This is a genomic window from Gemmatimonadota bacterium, from assembly GCA_040388625.1.
Classification (GTDB): domain Bacteria; phylum Gemmatimonadota; class Gemmatimonadetes; order Gemmatimonadales; family Gemmatimonadaceae; genus Fen-1247.
Window position 1 is genome coordinate 73849 of the sequence record JAZKBK010000004.1, and the last position, 23901, is coordinate 97749.

A 23901-nucleotide genomic window follows, 5' to 3' on the forward strand; every position below is an offset into this window, starting at 1 on the left:
CAATAGTATCAACGACTTCCGGCGAGTGTCAAGGACGCTGCGATAGCATCCAGGCGAAGAAAGCCAGTCGCTGTTAGAACGATCGTTCGGTTAGTGATCTCGGCCCATCCCGCTTCGACCCAAGGACGAGCGACGTCGATTTCCGCATCCGTCGCAGGAAGACCGTCAATCGTACGTAGCCCTAGATACACCCGCTCGGACAGCCGGTTCTCCCGGGTGAGCAATTCCCGCTCGGCGACAACGCTCTCGCCGGAGCGCAGGCGCCTCTCCCAATCTGCATACGCCGCCACGTTCCAGCTACGGGCATCTCCGTCGAACGAGTGCGCGGATGGTCCGAGCGCGGCGTACGGTTCGCCGGTCCAGTAGGACGAGTTATGTCTCGAACGCCGTCCGGGCCGTCCGAAATTGGAGACTTCGTAGTGCTCGAATCCCGCGGCGTCGAGTCTTTCGTGTGCCATCATGAAATCGGCCTCGTAGCGCTCTTCCGGCGCCTCGACTACCTGGCCGCGGGCACGCCAACGGCCGAGCGGCGTGCGCGGCTCGATGGTGAGGCCGTACAGGGAGACGTGCTCGGGCTCGAGTTCCAGCGCGCGCTCGAGATCAGCACCCCAGTCGCGCGGGATCGATTCGGGGAGCGCGAAAATGAGATCGAGCGAGACGTTGGTGATTCCGGCCGTACGCAGAGTCCCGATCGCGCCGACGATCTGCTCAACCGAATGCGTGCGGTGCATCCATTCGAGAGCCGACGGGTCGAACGATTGAGCGCCAAGCGACACACGGTTGACTCCGGCATCGATCCATGCAGCTGCGTTCGCGGGCGTGACGTCGTCCGGGTTTGCCTCGACCGTTATCTCCGCGTCGGCGGCGACCGATGCATTTTCGCGGACGATCTTCACAACGGAAGCCACGCCAGCATCGAGCCGCGACGGAGTCCCGCCCCCAAGATAGATCGTGTCGAGATCCCAGCGGCGCGTGTCGTGTCGCGCGATCTCGAGCGCGATCGATTCCACGTAAGTTGCGACCGGCACCGAGCTGCGCACAGCGATGGAGAAATCACAGTACGAGCAGCGCCGCGCGCAGAATGGAACGTGGATGTAGAGGTGGCGCACCGGATCCACCGTCATCTGCGCGCGATCACTCCGCCGGCCGAGCATTCCAGAAGTCCCTGAATTTCGAGTTGCGTGAGCGCGGCGAGGCAACGGCTTGCGGGCCAGCCCGTGTGCGTGATGATCTCGTCGGCGCTGGCAGCCGCGTGCTGGGCGACGGCGTCCCACACAGTCGCTTCGTCGGCGCCGAGCGAGACCGGCACGCGTGCATTCGCTTGCGCGGTCAGAGCCGCCAGCGCGAGCGCATCGTCGATGCTGGCGATGACCTGGGCGCCGTCGCGCAGCAGCTGATTGGTGCCTGCGCTCTGTGGCGAGTCGATCGGTCCCGGTACGGCTGCGACGTTGCGGCCAAAATCTCCGGCGTATCCCGCGGTAATCAGCGATCCGCTTTTTGCGCCAGCTTCGACGACGATCGTCAGACGGCAGAGGCCGGCAATGACACGATTGCGGCGCGGGAAACATCCCTGGAAGGTTCCGACGCCGGCGCCGAATTCCGACAGCACGACCCCGTGTTGCGCAATCTCGTCGTACAGCGCAATGTGCGAGCGCGGGTATACCGTGTCGATTCCAGCGCCGAGCACGGCGGCGGTCGTTCCGCCACACTCAAGCGCCGCGCGGTGGGCGATCGCATCGACGCCGAAGGCCATGCCGCTCACGATGCACGCACCTGCGGACGCGAGTGCGCGCGACAGATCGCGCGCCACACGCTCGCCGTATGCAGTCGGGTGACGGCTACCGACTATCGCGACGCATGGTTGAGCGAGCACGGCGATGTCGCCCGTGTAGTGCAGCGATTTTGGAGGCGAGGGAACGGTCGCGAGCTCCGCCGGCCATTCGTCATCATGCGGGCGCGCGACGGTGAATGTGTGTCGCAGACTCACGGAAGCGGCGCCACAGCCTCGCTGGGTTTTGCCTCTTCCACCTTGAGACGGAGCAGCTCACTCCACCACGCGGCGAGCAGCGGCGACAGACCTTCGCGGTTGGCTGCGCTGATCGATAGAACTGCGAACGCACCGGGTGCCTCGATGGGCGGAACGTACTGTTCGCCGAAGAGATCCAGCTTGGTGAACACGACGCAATGCGGCTTGCGCGCGAGCTCCGGACTGTATTTCGCCACTTCCACACGCAGCTGATCGTACTCAGCCTGCCAGTCCATTGCATCGATCGGAATGATCATCGCAAGGATTCTCGTACGCTCGATGTGACGCAGAAACTGAAGGCCGAGTCCCCGTCCCTCTGCCGCTCCTTCGATGATGCCGGGAATGTCGGCGACGACGAATGTGCGGTGATCGGAAAGCTGCACCACGCCAAGATTCGGTTGAAGCGTCGTGAAGGGATAATCCGCGATCTTGGGGCGCGCAGCGGAGATCACCGACAGCAGCGTGGATTTACCGGCGTTCGGCTGTCCGACGAGTCCGACGTCGGCGATGAGCTTGAGCTCGAGCTCGAGCGTGCGCTCCTGACCGTCCTCGCCTGGCTGCCACTCGCGCGGTGACTGGTGAGTAGCGGTGACGAAGAACGCGTTGCCCTTTCCACCGCGGCCGCCCTTTGCCACGATGAATTCCTCGCCGTCGGCCAGCACGTCGGCGAGAATCTCGCCGGTTACCGCGTCGCGCACGATGGTGCCAGGCGGTACGGGCATGTAGATGTCCTTGCCGCTCTTCCCCGTCATGTTGGAACCCATGCCATGCTGGCCACGCTCGGCGGCCCACTCGTCGCGATACGTGTAGTCGAGCAGTGTGGCGAGGTTGGAGTCACCACGGACGATCACGTCGCCGCCCCGTCCGCCATCACCTCCGTCGGGACCACCCATCGGTACGAGACTCTCGCGCCGGAACGACTGGCATCCGGAACCACCCGTGCCCGCTATCGCGCGGACCGTCACCTTGTCTATGAACATCGTCAGCTCTCCTTGATTCGATTCAATTCTTCACGCGCGGCGGCGAGCGCCTCGCGGGAGACGATGTCGGTCAACGCCGATAGCGTCAGTGCCAGATCATCCGGCGTCGCACCACAGTTGAGCGCCCCACGCAGATGCGACTTGAGCTGCGGGATCTGTTCCGACGCGGCGCACGCGGCGACGATGCACAGCTCCCGTTGTACCAATGTCATTCCAGGACGCGAGAGAACCTTCCCGTATCCGTCCATGACCATCCACGCATCCAGCGCCGGATGCAGCCGTCCAACCTTCTGCCGCAGCGCGTCATACTTGCTGCCGTACACCGTTCGGCACGCTTCCTCTCCCTGCAGACGGTAGACATCGGGCAGCGGTGGCGTAGTCGCAGCATCTTCGGCCGGAGCCGGATCGCCGGATACTTCGCGCCAGATGCGCATCGAGTTCAGCGCGCGGGGGAAACCCGCGAACAGGTACGATTGCAGCAAGACCTCGTCCACCGCCGGCGGCGACGCGACGCCGACGGCTTCCACCATCATCCGCCGGGTGAACGCCAGTGGCGCACCCGCGACGGCCGCGGAAATACGAACGAGCGCACGCATCGAGTCGCTGAACAGCGCCTCGTGTTCAATACTGGATTCCATAATGTCAACGATACGTCAAGTCACGCACAGCGCCACGGCGCATCCATGCGCGACGAATCAGATCATTGCGCGAACGACTATCTCGCCCACGACCTCGTGGCGAGTATCGCGCACGGGCTTGCGGGCAATTTCAGCAAGACGTTGCGGCAACGGATCAGGCAATGCACCAAGGTGCTGCAGCAGCGCGAGCAATGCGGGATACTGCGCACGAGATGCTCCATCCTCGACCTTGAGCGCTATCCCGATTCCGTCGCTGACGATAGCCGCGGAATGCACTCCCTCTGCGCCGATCTTGCAGAGGATACCCGGGGCCTCGGTCATCACGACCGTGTCGAACCGGTCGGTACCGCCAACCAGGAACGGGTTGCAGAGCATCGAGCTGCCGATACGCGCTGGAACTTCGTCGCCCCTGTTCATCGCCGCTGCAAAACGCGCAAATGCGCGCGCCATGGCTTCGAGGCTGATGCCGAATACGGGGACGCCGCAGCCGTCGCGTGCGATCCTGATCTGGGAGCGGCTGGTGCCGCTCCAGGTCTCGATCGTTCGTACTATGGCTTGCTGCACTGGGTGGTCGAGATGATCATACCCTGCGGTTGGCCAGCCTGCGGTCTGGGCGCAAGCGAGCATCGCAGCGTGCTTGCCGGAGCAGTTGTTGTGGAGCCGGGTCGTCCTGCCGCCCGATTCGCGCAACAGACGCTGACCGCGCTGTGACAGTGGCTCCGCGGCGCCGCATGCGAGATCACCCTCTTCGAGCCCCAGGTCGCTCAGCATCCGCTCGGCGATCGCAACGTGTTCCGGCTCGCCGCCGTGCGATGCGCAGGCCAGCGCGATCTCGTCTGCGCCCCACCCCAGCTCATCCACGTGCCCCGTGGTCATGAACGGAATGAGCTGGAACGGCTTGGCGCACGAGCGCCAGTACGTGACCAGCTCCGGATTCCGGGCATAGCCGATCAGGGCGTCGTTCGCGACGATTGCAGCAGAAACGTGATGGACCGATTCCACCGCGCTCCCGCGCGTGACGACTACATCGATATCATAGGAAGCGGCGGGACTCACCCCTTAAAATATCGTGATCGCTCCCTTGGTGTAGCGTTTCGGGTTCTTCTTGACGTCCGCCAGAATCTCGTTCAGGTGCTGGACCGCCTGGACCATCTGATTGTAGAGGGTGGTATCGCTCAGGAGTCTCGAAGCGGTTCCGTTGCCCTTGCTCAGCGATGCGACCAGCGAATCGGCGTGCGCCGTGACCGTCACGAGGTTGGTGTAGAGCGAGTCGTCCTGAAGCAGCTTTCCGGCTGTTCCCTTGCCCGAGTTGAGCTTCGTCATGAGCGAATCGACCTGGCCGACCATCTCCGTGAGGTTGGTATACAGCTGCGGATCGTCCAGCAACCTGCCCACGGTTCCGTCCGGATTCTGAAGCCGCTTGAGGAGAGCACTCGTCGATGCGAGTGTGGCGTTGAGCCTGTCGTACAGACCGCGGTCGGTGAGCAGCTTGCCGACGGTTCCGTTGCCGTGCGCAACAGACTGCGTCAGTTCACGCAGGTCGTGCGTGAGACCGGCGACATCCGTGAGCACTGCGGCCGCGCGCTGGATCATCACGTCGTACCCGATGGACGGCCCGAGTAGCAGAGTGTCGCCTTGGTGCAGCGGGCGGAAGCGTGGCGTTCCCGGCGTGATGTCGAAGAACCGATCGCCGAGCAGGCCCTGATTGCGGAGCATGACGCGCGAATCCATGCGTACCTGCTGCTGCAGATCCTCATCGATCTGCACCGTGATCTTGAGATTGCGGGTGGTGTCGTTGTCCACGGGCAGAAATTCGATCTTGCTGATGGAGCCCGCAAGCTGACCCGCGACGGTCACCTGTCCGCCCTCGCGCAGTCCGCTAGCGTTGGGGACAAAGGCATACAGCGAATACCGGCGCGTGAACAGCCGCGCTGCTTCGCCGAGCCGAATGATCGCATACGTGAGTATGGCGAGCGCAACGATCGCGAGGGCAGCGACACGCAGCGCATCCTTGGTGATGATCTCGGAGCGTCTCATTCAGTAACCGCCCAGGAAAGTCTGGATGTACTTATCGTCCGACGCAGCCATCTCCTCGGGCGATCCGAAGAATACAATGTGTCGGTCGTGCAGCAGCGCGATCTTGCTCGACATGCGAAACGCGGATCTGATGTCGTGCGTGACGACGACACTCGTGACGTGCAGCTCGCGTTGCAATTTCATTATGAGATTCGTGATGATGCCGGTCGTCAGAGGGTCGAGGCCCGACGTCGGCTCGTCGTACAGCATAATTCCCGGATTGGCCGCGAGTCCGCGTGCGATGCCGACGCGCTTCTGCATCCCGCCCGACAACTCGGAGGGCGCGAGCTGCGTCACCTCGTCGGGGTCGAGATCCACGAAGCGCAGCTTCTCTCGCACGCGCTCGCCGATCTCGTCGTCGGTGAGATTGGTGTGCTCGCGCAGCGGATATGCGACGTTCTCGTACACGGTGAGCGAATCGAAGAGCGCCGAGCTCTGGAACACCATCCCCATGCGCTGGCGAATCTTGAGTGCTTCCTCGTACGTCACCTTCTCTATGTCCTTCCCGCGGACGCAGACCTCGCCGCGATCCGCGACGAGCAGCCGGAGTATCAGCTTCACGATCGTCGATTTTCCGGTGCCGGATTCGCCGACAACGGTGACCGTTTCGCCCTTGCGCGCGGCGAACGATACACCTTCGAGGATGGGACGATCGAATGCGAGCCATACATCGCGCAGCTCGATGACGGGTGTGTCCCGCGGCGTCGGCGAGTCATCCCGCTCCTCGTCGGCCTGAATCTCGTCGCGGATGGCGGCGCGCACGCGTTCCGTCTGTATCGCGTCCTGATCGTCGTCGCGATCGGTCATGATGGCAACAGCGCGAGCAGCGCCTGTGTGATGAAGTAATCGGTGACGAGAATTAGGATGCTGGCCGTCACAACGGTGCGCGTCGTCGAGACGCCGACGCCTTCGGTACCGCCGGTCGTGCGAAGTCCAAAGTGACATGCCGTGAGCGAGATGATACCGCCGAATACGAACGGCTTGATGAGACCGTGCACGAAGTCGTTGGGAATGAAACGAAGGACGAAGCCACCGTTCGATATCTGATCCCAGACAGTCGCCCAATAGAGCGACGTGGGAAGTTGCAGATAGAACTTCGCGATGACGTTTCCGCCGAAGATTCCCGCAACGTCGTTGATCACCGTGAGTGCGGGCAGCATCAGGAGCGCCGCGATCAGACGCGGAGTCACGAGCTTCTTGATCGGGTCGGTGCCCATCACATTGAGCGCGTCGATCTGTTCCGTCACGCGCATGGAGCCGATCTGTGCCGCGATGCCCGATCCGACGCGTCCGGCGACCATGAGGCCGGCGAGAACCGGACCGAGCTCCCGGATCATGGAAGCCGTAACCAGGCTCCCCACATAGGTCGTCGCGCCGAAGCGCTGCATCTGAACCGCGGATTGCAGCGCCAGCACCATTCCCGTAAAAAATCCGGTAAGAACGACGATGCCGAGTGACTGGACTCCGATGGAATCCATCTGCTGGATCACGTCTTCGCGATAGAATGGCGGGACGAAGATGAAACGGATGGCATTCCAGGCAAGGACGAAAGCCTCCTGCAGGGAGAATACTTTCTTGCGGGCTGCGGCGTTGATTCGTTCTAGTAAGGCCATCCGCTCCGTCAGAAGGCAAGGGACATGCCGACCCCAACTCGCCGGAATTCGGCTGTCATGGGGGCGTCCTTTGCCGATCCCCGGCAAAGGGCTAGGTTGGTAGGCGATGATCGAGACAATTCAGCGCCACAGGCTCGTTGCACTGCTCGAGTCGGCGAAAAGATACCACGTGGCAGTGGCTGGCGACGCCATGCTCGACGTGTATCTGGTCGGCGACGTCGAACGAATCTCGCCGGAAGCTCCGGTCCCCGTGGTTCGAGTACGGGAACGGCGCCACGCCCTTGGCGGCGCTGCCAACGTTGCGCAGAACGTCCTGGCACTCGGCGCATCCTGCAGCATGGTCTGCACAGTCGGCAGGGACGCGGCAGGGAGAGAGCTCACACATATGCTGCGAAGTGCGGGCGCGACGGTGACCGGGGTGCTCCCGAGCGCGAAGCCAACCACCACCAAGACCCGAATCGTGGCGCGGGCCCAACAGCTGGTGAGAGTCGACGAGGAAGACGACCTGGACGCCGACGGCGCCGACACCGAGGCGTTGATAGCGGCTGTTCGAACAACTGTTCGAGAAGCCGATGCGCTGGTTTTGGAGGATTACAACAAGGGAGTTCTGGCACCGGCGGTGATCCGCGCTGCCATGGACGCCGCGCTGGCGAAGGGAATTCCGGTCGTCGTGGATCCCAAGTTCCGGAATTTCTTCGAGTTTCGCGGCGCGACGATATTCAAGCCGAACCGGCGGGAGCTGGAGTCGGCGGTCGGGGCCACGCTGGACATCGGCTCACCGGCGGCACTTCCCGCGACCTGTGCGCGCCTGGGGGTCGAGCATCTGCTCCTCACGCTCGGCGAGCATGGCATGGTACTGGTATCGGCGGACGGGGAGGTCGGACGCATTCCCACGACGGCGCGCGAAGTTTACGACGTGGTGGGAGCGGGCGACACGGTGACCGCGTATCTCGCGACGATGCTGGCGGCTGGCGCCACGGCGTCGGAGGCGTCGGTCATCGCGAATTTCGCGGCTGGCGTCGAAGTCGGGAAGCTTGGCGCGGCGACGGTCGGTGTCGATGAAGTACTCGACGCATACGACGCATACGACGCGTACAAGAGCACAACCACACAACAGACCATCAATTGAAAAGTTTCACACGCGCGATTGCGATCGTTCTCGTTGCCGCTGCGTCGCTTGCGCTGCCGCGATCTGCACGCGCACAGGCGTCGCTGTACGTTCCACTGGATGACATCGCCTACCGGTTCGCAGATGCTCTGATCGCGCGCGGCGAGCTGCGCGGCGTTTCGCTGCTCGAGCGTCCCTACACTGCCGCACAGATGTCCGCGGGCGCCGATACCGCACTGGCACACACGCACTCGCCAGTGATCCGGTCATACGCAATCGCGCTGCGTACCGCGCTCGAGCGCTACGCGGTCAATGCGCGCGGCGCAACGACTTCGGCGGATCAGCCGGCTTTCATCGCCAACGCCGACGTGTTCAGCACCGCGCAGACATCGGGACAGCGCGAGCTGATGCTGGCCGACACGAATCACACCGTTACGGGCGGCGCGGGATTCCGGCTTGCAATGGTTGCGGGCCCGATCGCGGCGATGATTCATCCGATCATCGACAACAGGCTCAATCACGATCCGGATTTTGCGGGCAAGCAGGATCGCGTGATCGCGGGCCGCACTGAAGACGCCTACGTCAGCGGCCAGTGGAAATACGGAACGTTGTTCGCCGGAAGAATGGCGCGGAACTGGGGCCCGTCGTCGCTGCAAGGCTTGCAGCTCGGGAGCGCGCCGTACACGTACGATCAGTTGTACACGCAGATCGGCACCGATCGCATTCACATGTCGGCGCTTGCGACCCGACTGGACGATGATTTCCAGCCGGATGGAGTATATGCCCGGTACTTCTACACTCACCGCCTGTCGGTCAGATGGCGCGGTCTGGAAGTCGGCACGTCGGAGGGATATCTAGCTTACGGAATCGGGAGATCGTACGATCCGTCGCTGCTCAATCCGCTCAACATCTACGCGCTGTCGTGGCGCAACGAGCACGTCTCGGGGAATCTCACGCTCGGAGGGACTGTTGCACTCCGAACCGCGAGGTTTGGCAACTACTCGGCGGAGCTGCTGCTCGGGAACAGACAGATCGATTCATGTCCCACACTCGCGTGTCAGGAGCCTGCGTCGTACGGATACTCCGCGACCGCGGAAGGGATTCCGTTCTTCGGCGACCAGCGCCTGTTCGCGGCGTACTCGCGACTGTCGGCGCTGGCGTATCGCGGAAAGGAAGGACCGGCTGCGCAGTACGCGAGTCTCGGTGTCGGGCTCGGGCAGCCGTTCAGCGATTACGACGAGGTAAAGGCGGGCGTGGATCTCGCGCTCGTGCCATATACCACGGTCAAGTTGTACGGCGCATTCAGGCGGCAGGGACAGGGCGATTTTCATCTTCCATTTCCGACGCCGGCGCAGTATTCCACGACGCCCGGATTTCTGGATGGCGTGGTGGAGCACACGGCGCGAGTGGGAGTGGAGGGCGGCGGCATGATCGCGCCGGGCGTGGAACTGACGGGGGACGTCGGCGTGAACCACAGCACGAACGCGGACCACCTGATTGGCGTGACGCGGAACGAGATCGCGGCGCGGGCGCGGTTCCAGTGGACGCCGAAGGGGTTGTATTTCTAGCGCGACACGCGGAACATCGCATGCGTCACACGGCGACTTTCGTTCTCGACAACACAACGTTGTTGGAGTAATACTCGTAGCGCGTCGGCAGCAGGAAGTCGAACAGCAGCGCCAGAAGATTGAGCGGGAAGATGATCAGCAACTGGAGTACCACCTTCGACAGGAACCTGTTCTTCGGGAAGACGTAACGGCTCAGATAGGCGATGAAGATCTGAGCCAGCGCCAGGATGTAGGTGGTAGTCTTTCGCATCTCCAGCACCTCGAAAGCGTTGCGCTCGAGGACCGACCTGATGCCGAAGCTGGTGTATCTGGCGAAGTCGTAGGGGATTTCGTGTTCGTCCCACGCGAACGGGATCGACAGGAGCAGATAGCCGCCAGGCTTGATGACGCGCCTGATCTCGGTGAGCAACTCGTCGATATTGAACACGTGCTCGAAGACTTCGAAGCACACAGCGGCGTCGAAGTGGTTGTCGGGAAACGGCAGCGTCCGTCCGTCGTAGTAGACGTCGATCCTGCTGTCCTTGTGATCGTGCCCGGACACCTGAACGTCGACGCCGACGTAACTGGAAGCGTTGACGAACAGGGACTCGTACGGCTTGGAGCCGCATCCAAAGTCGAGAATGTCCCCGCTCAAACGCGGAGCGAGGCTTGAAATGTTCCTGTAGAGCCCGTCGCGGATGAAATAGACGGGACTTATCACGATGCCCAGCGGCGATGTTATAAAAGCTTCACGACGGAGTCGATTTACAAGTTTTTCAAACATGGCGAAGTATAGCTCGACGCGTTTCCCGCACCCGCGCCCAGTGGCGCCCGCGCAAGACTCCCAGTAATTTGGTCGGAAGACCGCTGCAGTCCAGTTTCGATGTCAGCAGGACGGGGCAGAAGCTCAACGGTCGAGCAGTCGGCTCATAACCGTCAGGAAGTGGGTTCAACTCCCACCTGCCCTATTTCCCAACCGCAAGCAGTGTGGCCGAAGCGCGTGGCTTTGCGGCGAAGCGTCCGGTCAGGTAACGCGTGACCGGTCGCTCCAGGACGATGTGGAACACCACGCCCGCCACGGTCGCGATCAGCGCGATCACCAACAGAGTCCCAGTGTTGGGCTCGATGTGTATCTGCTTCCCGAGCCTTATCGCGACGATGATGACCGGCAGGTGTACAAGGTAGATCGCGTAAGAGGCATCTCCGAGCAGCCGAAGCAGCGGCGCGTGGAACGAGGGCCGGCGAAGATCCTGCGCGGCAACAGCCAACACTATCAGCGCAGACGGCACTCCGTAGCTCATCACTTCGGCAACATCCGGCGCGACGAGCGACTGGTCGTGCGTCGCCGCGACCGCCCACATGACGAGTCCGATTGCACCCCATGCCGCTGGCACGGCAACGGTGCGCGTGAGGATGAAGGCAGCGATCGCCGAACCGGCAACGAATTCCAGGTTGTAGGGGCTGAAAAGGAATGAGATCGCAAAGGGCAGCGCCGTGGGCGCCACTGTCTCGACGACGCAGGCGACAACGCTTGCGACAAACACCGTCGCGAGCAACGGCTTCCATACGCGAGCGGGCAGTGCAATTGCCAGAGCGAAAAGGAGGTAGAATTTCAGCTCATGCGAGAGCGTCCACGCTGGCGGCACGAGCGGGAGAGCTCCGTTGATCGGCCACAGCAGGTACGAGCGGAGGATGAACCAGCTGTTCATCTTCTCCGCGTGCACGGCGTGCGCGGTAACCAGCGCGCCGATGAGAACGCCGGTGGTGACTATCCATAGCGGCGGATAAACGCGTATGAACCGCCTCGCCAGAAAGCGCCGAGTGGCGGCCGGCTGGCCTATGTCGTGCCGGTGGACGAGGTAGATGACGAAGCCGCTTATGACGAAGAAGAGGTCGACGCCAGCGTGGCCAAAGCGCCAGAACTCGAAAGTGCCTGCCGAGCCCAGGTCGCGGAGCGCGATCTGACGAACGTGGTAGAGCACAACGAGGAGCGCAGCCGGACCACGAAGCGCGTTCAGTCGCTCCAGGCGTTGATTGCGAGGCGTCGGAGGCCTGTCCCGATCCGGTGGCATGCGCCAAATCTATCGCCCGCCTGTTATTCGCCGTTCCGGCTCGTCCTCTCGTGCGGCTCCAGCCCTACCCCGTCACCGTGGCGGGCGGTATTTTACGAGGCTCCGGTTCACTACCGGCCGGTCGCGTAGCTCAGCTGGTTAGAGCGCTGCTTTCACACAGCAGAGGTCCGGGGTTCGAGTCCCTGCGCGACCACTCGCCTACCTTTCTCTCATCACAAACCAGAGCATGCGTGCTTTGAACCTCCGGTCACTCCTCGTGGCCGTTGTCGTATCCGGAGCGCCGGCACTAGCCGTGGCGCAGAATCCAACGTCGCAGCAGGCGCAGCAGATGCTCCAGAGCAATCCTGCGCTGCTCCAGCAACTGAGACAACGGATCATGACCAGCGGGATGACGCCGGACCAGGTTCGGGCGAGGCTCAGAGAAGCTGGCTACCCCGAGAATCTGCTCGACGCCTACATGAGCGGTGCCGGATCGCCGGACTCGACTGCGAACCAGGGAGATGTGTTGAACGCGGTCCAGCAGCTCGGGATCGTCGACAGTGCGCAGGTCGATTTCCTGCGATGCGGGCTGAATCCGGATTCGTTGATGTACGCCGACACGCTTTTCAATGGGGGTCGCGGTGGCGCGATGGACACGACCAGCGGGTCACTCGGCTCGCTGAACTCGCTGCGACCGCGCGGGACCAACCTTTCCGGCGGTGTGCAGGGACAGGATGCGTACATGTCGGACAGCGTTCGAAACAGCCGCCAGCGTCAGGCGCTCGCGCGCGCATGCAAGGCTCGCGCTGACTCGCTCCATCGCCCGGAAGTGATTGCACAGTCGCAGCGCGACAGCGGATTCACGATATTCGGGCTCGACTTCTTTCGCCGTTCGACCACGCTGTTCAATCCAAACGTCGCAGGGCCCGTCGACGCGAATTACCGACTCGGCCCCGGTGATCAGCTCGTGCTCGTGCTCACCGGCGACGTCGAAGCGTCGTATCAGCTCGATGTAACCAGACAGGGCTTCATCGTCGTACCACAGGTTGGCCAGATCTCGGTCAACGGACTAACGCTCAGTCAGTTGAACGACGTCCTGTACGACCGCCTCGGCCGCGTGTACTCCGGCGTGAGGCGCGGTGGGGACGCCACCACGCACTTCTCCGTCACGCCGGCGAAGCTCCGCAGCAACATGGTGTTCGTCGTCGGTGACGTGATGGCGCCGGGCGCGTATCAGGTATCAGCGTCCGGAACGCTACTGTCAGCGCTTTACGCGGCCGGCGGTCCGACCGACAACGGGAGCCTGCGTGACCTGCAGGTGCGTCGCGGTGGCAAGCTCATCGCGAACATGGATTTCTACGACTATCTCATCAATGGAGATGCGTCACACGACATCCGGTTGGAGACTGGGGACATTGTCTTCGTTCCAGTGCATCTTGCTCGCGTGCGGATCGTGGGAGAGATTGTTCGGCCCGCGACTTACGAGATCAAGCCGACCGAAACTCTGGCCGATGCGCTTCGCTTCTCTGGCGGGTTCAAGGCAACAGCCTCACGCCAGAGGGTTCAGGTCGAGCGAATCGTACCGCCGGCCGAACGGACACCGGGCCGAGACCGCGTCACCACCGATATCGTCTCGGACGCGTTTCTCACCGGGACCGGACCCGCTGTTCCGGTCCAACCGGGTGATGTCATCCGTGTGTTCCCGGTCGCGACGCGCGTGCGGAATCGTGTAACGGTTCGCGGCAATGTCAACATGCCGGGTACCATAGGTCTCACGCCAGGAATGACGGTTGCCGGCGCACTCAAGCTGGCCGGGGGAATCAAGCCGGATACGTACCTCGGCGAAGTTCTCATCACGCGACTGAATCCTGATTCGACGCGCCAGCAGCTGCGCGCGACGTTGCGCGATTCATCCGGCGCAGTGGTGAACGATTTCCCACTGCACGAAGACGATAACCTCACGGTTTATTCAGTGACGGACTTCCGTCCGGTTCGCTACGTCGCGATCAACGGCGCGGTCCGCAGGAGCGGACAGTTTCCATATCGCGAAGGGATGACGATGCGAGACCTCGTGCTCGAAGCGGGCGGACTGGAACAGAGCGCGCTGCTCAACGAAGCACGCATCGCGCGCCTTCCCGATGACAGATCGGGTACCGTGACCGCGCGTGAATTCACTGTCCCGCTCGACTCCAGCTACCTATTTGAGCGTGGGCCCAACGGGCAATACGCGGGACCGCCTGGACTACCCGCGTCCGCCGGTCCGACGCCCGACGTCCAGCTCAAGCCATACGACAACGTGCTGATCCTTCGGCAGCCAGGCTGGGAACTGCAGCGCACGGTGACGGTCGCGGGCGAGGTGCGCTTCCCGGGCAAGTACACACTGCTCAACAAGAACGAACATATCAGCGACGTGCTCAAGCGCGCCGGCGGTCTCACTCCCGAGGGTTACGCCAACGGCGTGACGTTCTACCGACGCTCCAGCTCGATCGGGCGCATCGGCATCGAGCTACCCGACGTGCTGAAGGATCCGAAAAGCCGCGACAATCTGCTCCTGGTAGATGGCGACTCGCTGTACATACCGCGCTTCAATGCGGTGGTGCGTGTGCAGGGTGAAGTGAACTCGCCGGTGGCGGTTACATACTCGCCCGGCAAGGATCTCAACTACTACATTCGTGCCGCAGGCGGTGCGACGCGCAAGGCAGATGTCGATCACGCGTACGTCACGCAGCCGAACGGCAAGGTCGATGCAGAATCGCAACGGTTCCTGATTCCGGATTACATCCCGAAGCCGAAACCTGGAAGCGTGGTGTACGTGCCAGTGAACGACGGCAGCGGCGGCCCCAGCGTACTGACGATGCTCGGGTCGTTGACAGGGGTCGCGTCGAGCCTGCTCGCCGTGATCGCGCTGCTTCGCACACACTAAGCATCCCAGGATGCCGGACGTCGTGCCGATTGCGGAGCCAAGCCTCGAGCCACTGACGCTTGCGTTGTGGACCGCCGGCGTGCTCAACCGGTGGCGCACGGTAATCGTCAGCACGATCTGTGTGCTCGTGCTCGCGCTGCTATCGACGGTGATCCTGCCGCCGGTCTACCGCGTCACTGTTTCATTTGCACCGAATCCCAGCAGCTCGTCCAAGCTGGGCGGCGCAATCAGCAGTCTGAGCTCGGGCGCATTGTCCAGCCTCGCGGGCGGGATGGGGCTTGGATCGGTCGGCGGGGAGCCGACGGAGTCGCCCGAGTTCTACGCCGAGTTGATGCAGAGCCGTGAGCTGTTGACGAGACTGCTTCTCACAAAGATGCCGGACCCGCGCCAGGCAGTGCGCGGCGACAGCGCGAGACTGGTGGATATCATGAAGTTGCGGTCCACCGATCCTGCGCGACGCATCGAGCTCGGCGTGAAGGAACTCGGGAAATCCATGACGACCGAGTCCAACGTGCGGACCAACCTGATAAAGGTCACGGTCGAGAATCGCTATCCGACTATCGCATCGCGAGAGGCCAACGCCGCGCTCGCCTTGGTCAATTCGTTCAACCTCGAGCAGCGCACTTCGCGCGCACGCGCCAAGCGCGTCTATCTCGAAGGTCGTACCGCACAGGCAAAGACAGATCTCGGTACCGCACAGGCACGTTACCGTGACTTCTTGTCGTCCAACCGGCAGTGGCGGCTCTCCCCTACCCTGTCCTCGGACGAGGAGACGCTGCGTCGCAACGAGGACGTCGCATCGGAGCTGTACCTGTCGCTCGAGAAGCAAGTCGAATCCGCCAAGCTCGACGAGTTCAACGATGCCGCGCTGATCACTGTGGTTGATTCCGCGGTAACACCGATCAAGCCGTACTGGCCGCGATTCAGTTTGCTGATTCCGGGCGCCATGCTGCTCGGAATCTTCATCGGCATCACGATTGCCGGAGTCGCGACAGTCTACGCGGACTGGAGCCGACGCGAGCCGATGGCAGCGCGCAAGCTTGCATCGGCGATAAGGCGCCGGAAAGCACGCAGCGACGTGCCTCCGGTTGCGCGTCGTGCCTGAGCAAGGCGCGCGCCCCGAGCGCTCGCTTCCTGCAAGAGCGCTTCCGTGGGTTCTCTGGGCGCTGACGTTCCACATCCTCGGCATCGCGGTCCTGTTCGGCTATTTCAACCTTTCGATAAAGGTCGTTCAGGTAATCGCTGCGTGGAAGGAAATCGCGGGACTGCTGCTGTTCACCGTGGTCGTCGTGCGCGCCGCAACCGGCTGGGGACCACGCGTCGCGGTGTCCGCCGCTGATCTGTTCGCAGGGTTGTGGATTGCCCTCGCCGTGGTCTTCTTCGCCACGGAAAACGTCGTGTTGCGCGACTTCGTTCCATTGAAGGCTGCCGTGTTCGGCGTGCGTGACGCAGCCTTCTTCATGCTGTTCTACTTTGTGGGCCGCGCAACGCCGGAGTTGGGTGACGATTACCGATTCATGAAACACGCATTTGCGGTGCTGGCGGTCACGTCCATCGTCGCGATCGCGGAGCAGATATTCGTCACGCCGCAGATGCTCGTCGCGCTGGGTGTTGCCTCATACGTGCAGAATTTTCTGGGCGGTGTAGCGTTCACGCAAGGGAACGTGTACGGGCTGCCGGACAATTACTGGAGCGAGATGGGCGGTCACATGGTGCGCCGCTCAGGCTCCGTATTCCTGTCCGGACAGGGGTTCGCAGTGGTGTTCATCGTCCTGCTGCCGCTCGCGACGCTGTGGCTGCTTCAGAAAGGTGACAGAACGCGCTGGTTCCATCGTGTGCTGTATGGCATCATCTGGATCGGGCTCATCGCGACGTTCACCCGGACCGCGATCGTCGTTGCAGGTCTTCAGACGTTGATCCTTTTCGCCATCCGGCGTCGAGTGACTGGCGCAGCGCTCGCCGCGAGCGTCGCGGTTGGCGCGCTGGTGGCCGGCGTGCTCGTATTTCCATCGCTCGCGACCTTCGTCTTCGAGACGCTGACGTGGCAGAGCGGCAGCAGCGTCTCGCACCTCAAGGATTGGACCAATGGCATCACCGCATTTCTCGAGCAACCCTGGGGCTACGGGTTAGGTACGACGGATCAGACAGCGGTCCGCGCAGGTCTCGAACCGCTCACGGCGGACAACGTGTATCTCAAGTACGCCGTCGAGCTCGGCCTGCCCGGGCTTGTTGCGCTGGTGGGTACGCTTGCCTGCATCGGGATGGCGGGTTTCCGGGCGGCGACGCGCAGCATCGCCGCGCCAGCACGTGACATGGGTGTCGCTGTCGCGCTCATCATACTTGGCGTGCTTGTCTACGGCATGACGAGTACGATGTTCAACGACCCAATGGTCGGCTACCTGGTATTCTGGCTCGGCGGCACGGCGGTTACACTCGCGCAGCGAGCGCCATCGCCACTCAGCTCCAAAATCGCGCTCAGTTATGCATGATCCGTCGTTCGGCGTCGTGCTGCTCAACTGGAACGGCTGCGCGGATACGGAAGCGGCACTCGACTCGCTGTTGGCAGCCGACCTGCGGCCCGACCACGTAGTCGTGGTGGACAACGGTTCGCACGACGATTCGGTGCAACGACTGAACGCGTGGCGCGACCGCAACGAGCCGCGCGGCGATTCGGATGCCGCCGGACGCTGGCTGACGATCGTCGCAGAGGCAGAGAACCGGGGCTTTGCGATCGGCAACAACATCGGGCTCCGCAGCCTCGCGACGGGCACGAACGTGACTCACTTTCTGCTGCTCAACAACGACGCGACCATCGCGCCCGATTACTTCGCGCGCATGAGCGACGCGATTCGCGAATATCCCGACTCGGCGTTGCTCGGCTGCACCATCTACTACCACCCAGACCGCGACAAGGTCTGGTTCGGCGGAGGGTACGAAGTCCCCTACCGTGCGCTCGTGCTGCATAGATACGAAGTGCCAGCCGATCACGCTCCGCATCCGACTCCGTTCGTAACAGGCTGCGCGATGATGATCTCGCGCACTCTATACGACGCCTGCGGCGGCCTCGCCGAATGCTATACGCCGATCTACTGGGAAGACACCGAGTACTCCTTTCGCGCGCGGAATGGTGGATGGCGCGTGATGCTGGTGCCGGCTGCGCGTGCGTACCACAGAGTGAGCGCGAGCATGGGGGGCGAGAAGGCCACGCCGCGCGCCGCGTTCCTGCAGAATCGCCACCGAGGGTATTACGTGCGTCGCAACTATCACGGATTCGACCGCGTGACGGCCCTCACCTATCTCGTCGTCACAAAGCCCGCTCGCTCCCTCGTCGAGCTGCTGCGCGGCCGCCCGGCCATGGGAAGCGCGATATTCCGCGGCTTCCTGCATGGCTTGACCGACGATCCTGCTTGATGGTCGATCGCAGCCAGTTCCGGGATTCGTATCATTATGCGCTGGCGGTGGCGAGTGAAATCGCCGCCCCCGCATTGCGACTCGTCGCAAGAGCGGCGTCCAGATCGGCTCCAGCGCCGCCGGCGAGCTGGCGTACAGGTGTGATCATTGGCAGGGATCACATAGGCGACGTACTGTACCGCACATGCTCACTGGAAGCACTGCACACGGGCTTGCCTGACTGCCGCTGGTCATATCTTACCTCTGAGAGTGGTGCTGCCGTGCTCGCCGGAAATCCGGCGCTCGCTCATGTCCTGCCATGGACGTCCGACAGCGACGAGCGGCCGCTCGAGCCGGTGAAGCGCGATGAACTGGCGAAGAAAATGTTCGACGTGGCGTTGTGCAGTGACAACATTGCGCATCATCACGCAGTGATGCTCGCACTCAAGCTTGGGATCCCCAACCGCGTCGGATTCACGCGCAAGGGATTGTCCGGACTGGTAACGCTCGGTGTCGCTACCGACGGTCCAACGTCTCATCCCGCCGCCTTCCGGCGCATGGTCGAAGCTGTAACCGGATTGCCTGACCCATCGCCGCTGCGGCCGAGGATCTACCCGTCACAGAATGATGTCCGTGCGGCTGATTTCGAGTGGCATCGACTGGCCCTGCACGACGCGGAGTTTGTCATCGCGTCCGCGGTGACGACGCGTCAGACGATTGGCGACTTTCCCCCGGGATTCTTCAGCGACATCCTTCGCCGCGTGCTCGTGCTGGCGCCCACCGCTCGCGTGCTGCTCAGCGGCGGCGCGAACGACCGGCCTGTTCTGGAGGCAATCGCCGCGGAGTTGGGAGATCGCGCGTGCATATCGGCTGGCACGCTGCAGCTGCTCGCCTACGGCGCGATGCTCAGGCGATGCGCCGCGTTCGTCGGTGCGGATTCGGGTCCGCGCCATCTCGCAAACGCCGCGGGCATCCCCGTATTCTTTGTCCGGAACATGGGTGCGACTGAAATCGGAAGCGGGAAATATTGCCCGACAGAGTTCGACGTTGCGCCAACCGGAGAATATCTCTCGCCCGAGGCGATGCGGCGTGCGCTCGAAAGCGTCGATCGCGACTCAGTCGCTAACGCGTTGGTATCGGCCGCGCGGCAACAAGCTCGCGATAGCATCGCAGGTACGCCGAGCTGAACGAATCGAAGGAGAAGTCGCGCCGTACGCGATCGTAACCAGCGTGCCCCATCCGCGTGCGTGTCTCGGGATCGTGCAACAGACTTATGATTGCGCCAGCCATCGCATCGGCGTCGCCCGGCGCTGTCAGCAGCCCTGTCACTCCGTCAGCCACCATCTCCGGAGCACCGCCATGTCTCGTCGCGACGACGGGCAAGGCGCTCGCCATGGCCTCGAGGATCGTCGTCGGGAGCGGATCGGGACGAAGTGACGGCTGTACGAAGACGTCGAAGGTGCTGAGCAACGACGGCGTGTCGGCACAATATTCCTGAATCGTCACCCGATCGGCGATTCCGTAACTCCGCGCGACCGCTCGCAGCTTGTCCAACGCTGGAAAATTCCCCTCAAGTACGCCGCCGGCAAACACGAATTGGGCGTTGGGAATTGCACCGCACACCGTTCTGGCAGCCTGGAGGAGCAGCTCCTGTCCCTTCCACGTTCCGACGCGGCCGATCATCCCCACGACGATCGGCGCATCGGGGTTTGTGGCACCGATCGGCTGACGCTTGGGCGTACATGTTCCGCCGGAAAAGCGCGCTGGATCTATGCAGTTGTATATCACGGATAGCTTCGAGGTCGCGCCAGGTTGGGTATCGAGCAGGTGATTTTTCACCGCGTTCGATACCGCTACCACCCTGTCCGCCGATCGCACGACCTTGCGGGAAAGCCACTTTCTCACTGCACGCGGACGTTCGACGATCTCGGATACGTGCCACAGGTGCGGAACGCGCAACGCTCCCGCAACACGGGCTCCGGTAAGCACCGTCGCAGTATGTGAGTGAACCATTACGATATTACGATCGCCAATTGCATCCATTGCAGCGCGGAGCGAGGCCGGCGCCTGTCTCAGGAGCCGTGCGAAGCCGGTTGGTGTCATGTAACGCCGGCGCAACACCGTGAGCGGAACCGAGTGTACCGGCACGCCGCGGGCGCGCAGACGTCCGCTGAGCCGCGTCTCTGGCGCAAGCTCCGAGCTGACGTCGTCCGGTACCAGCACCATCGCGTCGAATTCAGTCCCTTCCAGCGCGCGCACGATCTCGTACAGCACATAGTCCGATCCATACCACTCGTCGGCTCCGTGCACGAAAAGAATCGTGCGGCGATTATCTGACATTCGGGCCGGACACGAGAATGCGCGGGTGTTTTCTCACGAACCTGGCCATGCCGTGCATGTGCCAGAGCGTGCGCCGGTCGAAGAACGTCTTGTCCGTAGCTGCCTGATGCTCGTGCATCGCACGCGCATCGGGTGTCTGCCATACCGCCCAGCCGGCCTTCCACATCCGCCACGCGAGGTCGACGTCCTCGATGTACAGCGGGCGATAGCCGGGATCGAAGCCGCCGAGCTCCGTCCATGCTGCACGACGGACGAATAGACATGCGCCGAGTGCCCAGTCGATCTTCCGGTCCTCGATCGGCGGCGGAAGATAGTGCGCGGTCCGGATGACTCGATCCTCACCTACGAGACGTCGCAGCGGTGTGCGTCGCAGTATCGTCCCACCCAGCCGCGGGAAGCGGCGCGCCGACGGCTGTGGTGCGCCGGAGGGAAAGCTCAATAACGGAGCGATGACCCCCGCATCTTCGTGCCGGGCCATCGCCTCCACCATTTCCGCGATGCAATCCGGCTCCAGCACGACGTCGGGATTGAGAACGAGACCAAAGTCGAAGCCGGTACTGGCGAGCGCGTCGTTGTGATTCTCGGCGAACCCGAACGGCGTTGCACGTTTCAGAATCACCGCGTCGTGGATGAGCTCACGCGTCACCTGTGAAGTGCTGTCATCCACCCCGTTGACGACGACCACGACCGTCAGCCGTCCGTCGAAACTCTGGGAGGCGAGCGACTCCAGACAGGCGCGAATCTTGTCGCCCTCTCCGGTGGAAACGATCGATGCGGCGACGTGCGTCACTCGCACTCCACTGTTCCGCTGACCGCGCTCGTCACGCCGCCAACTCCGCGACTCGCCGCGTCCACAGCACCCGGCGCAGTGACACCGGAACGATTCTGTTGGCAGCGAGAAGCAGCAGCGTCGTATCGAGCGTGACGCGCGCGGTCCACGCGACCGCAGCTCCCGTTATACCGTATCGTCCCACCAGATACCACGCGAACGGAACGTGAATCACGAGCTCGATCATGTGAAACTTTGCCGGTACGTCCGGCCGCCCAGCTGCTTCGAGAAATGTGTAGGGGATGTGCGCGATTGCATTGATGAGTACGCCGACCGAAAGGATGCGCAGCGCCATGGCGCCGTGCGCCGCGTAGTCCGGGCCCATCCAGATTTGCAGAATCACCGGAGCGAAGAACAGTGCTATCGCTGCCGGAATGCTCATCATGATCAAAAGCGCACGCATGGACGACGCGAACAGCCGGTCGATGCGGCCTGCCGCCGCTACCACACCGAGCCCGGTGAGGAGCGGAAAGAGCGCGCTGATCAAACTGTTCGGAATCATGAGGAGTCGTGTTATTCCCTCGTACGGCGCCGTGTAGTACCCGACCGCAGTAAGCCCCGATCGCGCTCCGAGCGCGAACCGATCGAAATACACCAGCATCGGACTCACCACACCGGACACCGCGACCCATCCGCCGAAGCTGATGAGGCTGCGCAACCTTCTCCAATCGCGCGGCGGCTCGACGCGAAAGCCGGGAATCACGCGCCGTATGGCATACAGCGTCACGAGCGACGCAAGCGCGCGCCACGCCAGCACCCACATCAACATGTCCGGCAGAGAATGCCCCAGACGGGCCAGAATCGCAGGAATTATTATCGAGCCGGCCGACGCCGGAATCTTGATCGCGTTGCTCAGCGTGAAGTGCTGTGCGCCTTCCAGCACGCCGCGGAACGTCGTGAGAGCGAGTACGACCGGAAGGTTGACCGCAACGACCACGAACAACAGCGACGCCTCGTCGATCAACCCTGGATCGACACGAAACACGTGCTGTGCGAGACTTCCGGAGAAGTAGCTGAGTATCGCCGCCGCGCAGCATCCGATGATGAGCTGCACCGAGAGCGACACGGAAGTTATCTGGGAGACATCCTCGGTGCCGCGCGCGATGGAGTCGGCAACGTAGCGCACCGTCGCCTTGCCCAGCCCCACGTCGAACAGCGTCAGGTACTCGAGAAAGGCCCAGCTGACGCCCAGCAATCCGAATCGTGCCGGACCGAGTGCATGCGTGAGTGTGGGCAGCACGATCGCGGCGACGACGAGCGGCACCGCGAGCCCACCAAGATTGAGGAGTGCATTGCGCCCGACACGCGAGCGCAGTGCACGAAATATTTCGTTGCTCAAGGCAGACGCACTACATCATCCGCTGCTTCCACGTGTTCGGCACCAGCGGCGAGTCTATCTCGATGGGGAGATGGTACTGGAAGGGCCGAGTGCCATTGGCGCGGATCCATTCGATGATGCTGCGGAGACCGTCGCGAAGCGAGACCTTCGTCTCATAATCGAGCAGGCGTCGCGCCTTGTCCGCGGAGCAGGTCGCGTAGCGCACTTCGCGCGGCCGCTCCGGCACGAAGATCGGATCCAGCGTGAAGTTCATCAGGTCCGCGATCGTGTGCGCCAGCTCGAGGATGGAGATGTATTCCTCGTCCGGGCCGATGTTGATCACCTCGCCGGCGATTCCGTCGCGCGTGCCCATCTTCATGAGCGGATCGACGCAATCCTGCACGAACGAGAAGCAACGCTTCTGACCGCCATCGCCGTAGATGATGGGCTGCTCGCCCTTGAGCATCCGGTTGATCATGATGCTGGCGACGTTGCGATAGGGATCGTCGTACTTCTGCTTGGGGCCGATGATGTTGTGCGGCACCGCAATCGCGTACTCGAATCCATGCGTGTCGGCGACGTTCTTCACCAGCATCTCGGCCGCGTACTTGGCGATGCCGTAGGGATCGACGGGCTGCGGCTTCGTATCTTCCGTGAACGGAGCCTGTGCGTCGCCGTAGCGCGCCATGCTGGAGCAATTGATGAACCGGCCAATCCTGTTCGACGCTGCAGCAGCGAGCATCGCTGCTGTGTTCTGATACACGTGCTGCGCGATCAGAGCGGGCGAAAAGACGCTGAGGCCTTCCGTCGCGATCGCCGCGCAGTGATAAACGAGGTCCGAGCCCACCATGAGGCGTTTCATCGCGCCGACGTCGCAACAGTCGGCCTGCTCGAACTGAATGCCCTCGGGCAGATTGGAAAGCTCGCCGCCTATGAGATTGTCGCAGCCCACGACGTGGGCGCCCTGCCCCACGTAGGACTCGGCGAGATGACTACCGAGAAAACCGGCCGCGCCGGAGATGAACACTTGCATGGGGTGAATTTAGCGAGACGTGGCGGGAT

At 62.7% G+C, this 23901-nt stretch carries 21 protein-coding genes and 2 tRNA genes; 9 read left to right on the forward strand and 14 right to left on the reverse strand.

Annotated features, from left to right (window positions below):
- Positions 1–8 precede the first annotated feature (8 nt).
- Genes hemW through V4529_08890 form a run of 8 tightly spaced genes read right to left on the reverse strand, consistent with a single transcriptional unit; the run spans position 9 to position 7333 of the window.
- Positions 9–1154: a radical SAM family heme chaperone HemW gene (hemW, locus tag V4529_08855; GenBank protein MES2358439.1), complete on the reverse strand. Its 1146-nt coding sequence runs from the start codon at positions 1152–1154 to the stop codon at positions 9–11.
- Positions 1121–1987 (reverse strand): DNA-processing protein DprA, encoded by an 867-nt coding sequence (dprA, locus tag V4529_08860; GenBank protein MES2358440.1) that lies wholly within the window; start codon positions 1985–1987, stop codon positions 1121–1123. Before dprA ends, hemW begins: the two co-directional genes overlap by 34 nt.
- Complete coding sequence (gene obgE / locus V4529_08865; protein ID MES2358441.1) at positions 1984–3006, reverse strand: GTPase ObgE; 1023 nt, start codon at positions 3004–3006, stop codon at positions 1984–1986. Before obgE ends, dprA begins: the two co-directional genes overlap by 4 nt.
- 2 nt (positions 3007–3008) lie before the next feature.
- Complete coding sequence (locus V4529_08870) at positions 3009–3644, reverse strand: carboxymuconolactone decarboxylase family protein (GenBank protein ID MES2358442.1); 636 nt, start codon at positions 3642–3644, stop codon at positions 3009–3011.
- 57 nt (positions 3645–3701) lie between these two features.
- Positions 3702–4700, reverse strand: a complete 999-nt coding sequence (locus V4529_08875) for an asparaginase (protein ID MES2358443.1) — start codon at positions 4698–4700, stop codon at positions 3702–3704.
- A 3-nt stretch (positions 4701–4703) separates the two neighbouring features.
- Complete coding sequence (locus tag V4529_08880) at positions 4704–5681, reverse strand: MlaD family protein (GenBank protein MES2358444.1); 978 nt, start codon at positions 5679–5681, stop codon at positions 4704–4706.
- Complete coding sequence (locus V4529_08885; protein ID MES2358445.1) at positions 5682–6527, reverse strand: ABC transporter ATP-binding protein; 846 nt, start codon at positions 6525–6527, stop codon at positions 5682–5684.
- Positions 6524–7333: an ABC transporter permease gene (locus V4529_08890; protein MES2358446.1), complete on the reverse strand. Its 810-nt coding sequence runs from the start codon at positions 7331–7333 to the stop codon at positions 6524–6526. Before V4529_08890 ends, V4529_08885 begins: the two co-directional genes overlap by 4 nt.
- Before the next feature lie 106 nt (positions 7334–7439).
- Here V4529_08890 and V4529_08895 point away from each other — a divergent pair, with 106 nt between their 5' ends.
- Entirely contained in the window at positions 7440–8462 is a 1023-nt protein-coding gene (locus V4529_08895; GenBank protein ID MES2358447.1) for a PfkB family carbohydrate kinase, read from the forward strand.
- The gene (locus V4529_08900; protein ID MES2358448.1) at positions 8459–10009 is read left to right on the forward strand and encodes a hypothetical protein; all 1551 of its coding nucleotides are present in this window, start codon (positions 8459–8461) and stop codon (positions 10007–10009) included. Before V4529_08895 ends, V4529_08900 begins: the two co-directional genes overlap by 4 nt.
- 25 nt (positions 10010–10034) lie before the next feature.
- Here the strand turns inward: V4529_08900 and V4529_08905 are convergent, their stop codons facing one another.
- Positions 10035–10772, reverse strand: a complete 738-nt coding sequence (locus V4529_08905; protein MES2358449.1) for a class I SAM-dependent methyltransferase — start codon at positions 10770–10772, stop codon at positions 10035–10037.
- A gap of 112 nt (positions 10773–10884) precedes the next feature.
- On the opposite strand from V4529_08905, the gene V4529_08910 reads away from it, so the two are divergent.
- Positions 10885–10956 (forward strand) — tRNA-Ile (locus V4529_08910).
- Here V4529_08910 and V4529_08915 read toward each other — a convergent pair.
- Positions 10954–12060 (reverse strand): acyltransferase, encoded by a 1107-nt coding sequence (locus V4529_08915; GenBank protein MES2358450.1) that lies wholly within the window; start codon positions 12058–12060, stop codon positions 10954–10956. The two genes, V4529_08910 and V4529_08915, sit on opposite strands and share 3 nt — an antisense overlap.
- Positions 12061–12179: 119 nt before the next feature.
- Here V4529_08915 and V4529_08920 point away from each other — a divergent pair.
- The 6 genes from V4529_08920 to V4529_08945 all read left to right on the forward strand — a co-directional run bounded on the left by V4529_08920 (position 12180) and on the right by V4529_08945 (position 19539).
- A tRNA-Val gene (locus tag V4529_08920) sits at positions 12180–12253 on the forward strand.
- Between the two features lie 33 nt (positions 12254–12286).
- Positions 12287–14962, forward strand: coding sequence for an SLBB domain-containing protein (locus V4529_08925; GenBank protein MES2358451.1), 2676 nt, complete (start codon positions 12287–12289; stop codon positions 14960–14962).
- Positions 14963–14972: 10 nt separating this feature from the next.
- Positions 14973–16067 carry a GNVR domain-containing protein gene (locus V4529_08930; protein ID MES2358452.1) on the forward strand — a complete coding sequence of 365 codons (1095 nt, stop codon included), beginning with the start codon at positions 14973–14975 and terminating at the stop codon, positions 16065–16067.
- Positions 16060–17451 (forward strand): O-antigen ligase family protein, encoded by a 1392-nt coding sequence (locus V4529_08935; protein MES2358453.1) that lies wholly within the window; start codon positions 16060–16062, stop codon positions 17449–17451. Before V4529_08930 ends, V4529_08935 begins: the two co-directional genes overlap by 8 nt.
- Positions 17444–18373, forward strand: coding sequence for a glycosyltransferase family 2 protein (locus V4529_08940; GenBank protein ID MES2358454.1), 930 nt, complete (start codon positions 17444–17446; stop codon positions 18371–18373). Before V4529_08935 ends, V4529_08940 begins: the two co-directional genes overlap by 8 nt.
- Positions 18374–18633: 260 nt before the next feature.
- Entirely contained in the window at positions 18634–19539 is a 906-nt protein-coding gene (locus tag V4529_08945; GenBank protein ID MES2358455.1) for a glycosyltransferase family 9 protein, read from the forward strand.
- On the opposite strand, the gene V4529_08950 is transcribed toward V4529_08945, so the two are convergent.
- Genes V4529_08950 through V4529_08965 form a run of 4 tightly spaced genes read right to left on the reverse strand, consistent with a single transcriptional unit; the run spans position 19475 to position 23872 of the window.
- Positions 19475–20692 carry a glycosyltransferase family 4 protein gene (locus V4529_08950; protein ID MES2358456.1) on the reverse strand — a complete coding sequence of 406 codons (1218 nt, stop codon included), beginning with the start codon at positions 20690–20692 and terminating at the stop codon, positions 19475–19477. The genes V4529_08945 and V4529_08950 overlap by 65 nt on opposite strands.
- Positions 20682–21482 (reverse strand): glycosyltransferase family 2 protein, encoded by an 801-nt coding sequence (locus V4529_08955; protein MES2358457.1) that lies wholly within the window; start codon positions 21480–21482, stop codon positions 20682–20684. Before V4529_08955 ends, V4529_08950 begins: the two co-directional genes overlap by 11 nt.
- A 31-nt stretch (positions 21483–21513) precedes the next feature.
- Positions 21514–22860: a flippase gene (locus tag V4529_08960; protein MES2358458.1), complete on the reverse strand. Its 1347-nt coding sequence runs from the start codon at positions 22858–22860 to the stop codon at positions 21514–21516.
- 10 nt (positions 22861–22870) lie between these two features.
- On the reverse strand, positions 22871–23872 hold the full coding sequence (locus V4529_08965) for an NAD-dependent epimerase/dehydratase family protein (protein ID MES2358459.1): 1002 nt from the start codon (positions 23870–23872) through the stop codon (positions 22871–22873).
- Positions 23873–23901: the final 29 nt, after the last annotated feature.

Coding starts and splice junctions, on each gene's coding strand:
- V4529_08885 (MES2358445.1), bottom strand. CDS start 6,527: ATGACCGATCGCGACGACGATCAGGACGCGATACAGACGGAACGCGTG.
- V4529_08950 (MES2358456.1), bottom strand. CDS start 20,692: ATGTCAGATAATCGCCGCACGATTCTTTTCGTGCACGGAGCCGACGAG.
- V4529_08930 (MES2358452.1), top strand. CDS start 14,973: ATGCCGGACGTCGTGCCGATTGCGGAGCCAAGCCTCGAGCCACTGACG.
- V4529_08870 (MES2358442.1), bottom strand. CDS start 3,644: ATGGAATCCAGTATTGAACACGAGGCGCTGTTCAGCGACTCGATGCGT.
- V4529_08965 (MES2358459.1), bottom strand. CDS start 23,872: ATGCAAGTGTTCATCTCCGGCGCGGCCGGTTTTCTCGGTAGTCATCTC.
- V4529_08925 (MES2358451.1), top strand. CDS start 12,287: ATGCGTGCTTTGAACCTCCGGTCACTCCTCGTGGCCGTTGTCGTATCC.
- hemW (MES2358439.1), bottom strand. CDS start 1,154: ATGCTCGGCCGGCGGAGTGATCGCGCGCAGATGACGGTGGATCCGGTG.
- V4529_08880 (MES2358444.1), bottom strand. CDS start 5,681: ATGAGACGCTCCGAGATCATCACCAAGGATGCGCTGCGTGTCGCTGCC.
- V4529_08895 (MES2358447.1), top strand. CDS start 7,440: ATGATCGAGACAATTCAGCGCCACAGGCTCGTTGCACTGCTCGAGTCG.
- V4529_08940 (MES2358454.1), top strand. CDS start 17,444: ATGCATGATCCGTCGTTCGGCGTCGTGCTGCTCAACTGGAACGGCTGC.
- obgE (MES2358441.1), bottom strand. CDS start 3,006: ATGTTCATAGACAAGGTGACGGTCCGCGCGATAGCGGGCACGGGTGGT.
- V4529_08890 (MES2358446.1), bottom strand. CDS start 7,333: ATGGCCTTACTAGAACGAATCAACGCCGCAGCCCGCAAGAAAGTATTC.
- V4529_08915 (MES2358450.1), bottom strand. CDS start 12,060: ATGCCACCGGATCGGGACAGGCCTCCGACGCCTCGCAATCAACGCCTG.
- V4529_08905 (MES2358449.1), bottom strand. CDS start 10,772: ATGTTTGAAAAACTTGTAAATCGACTCCGTCGTGAAGCTTTTATAACA.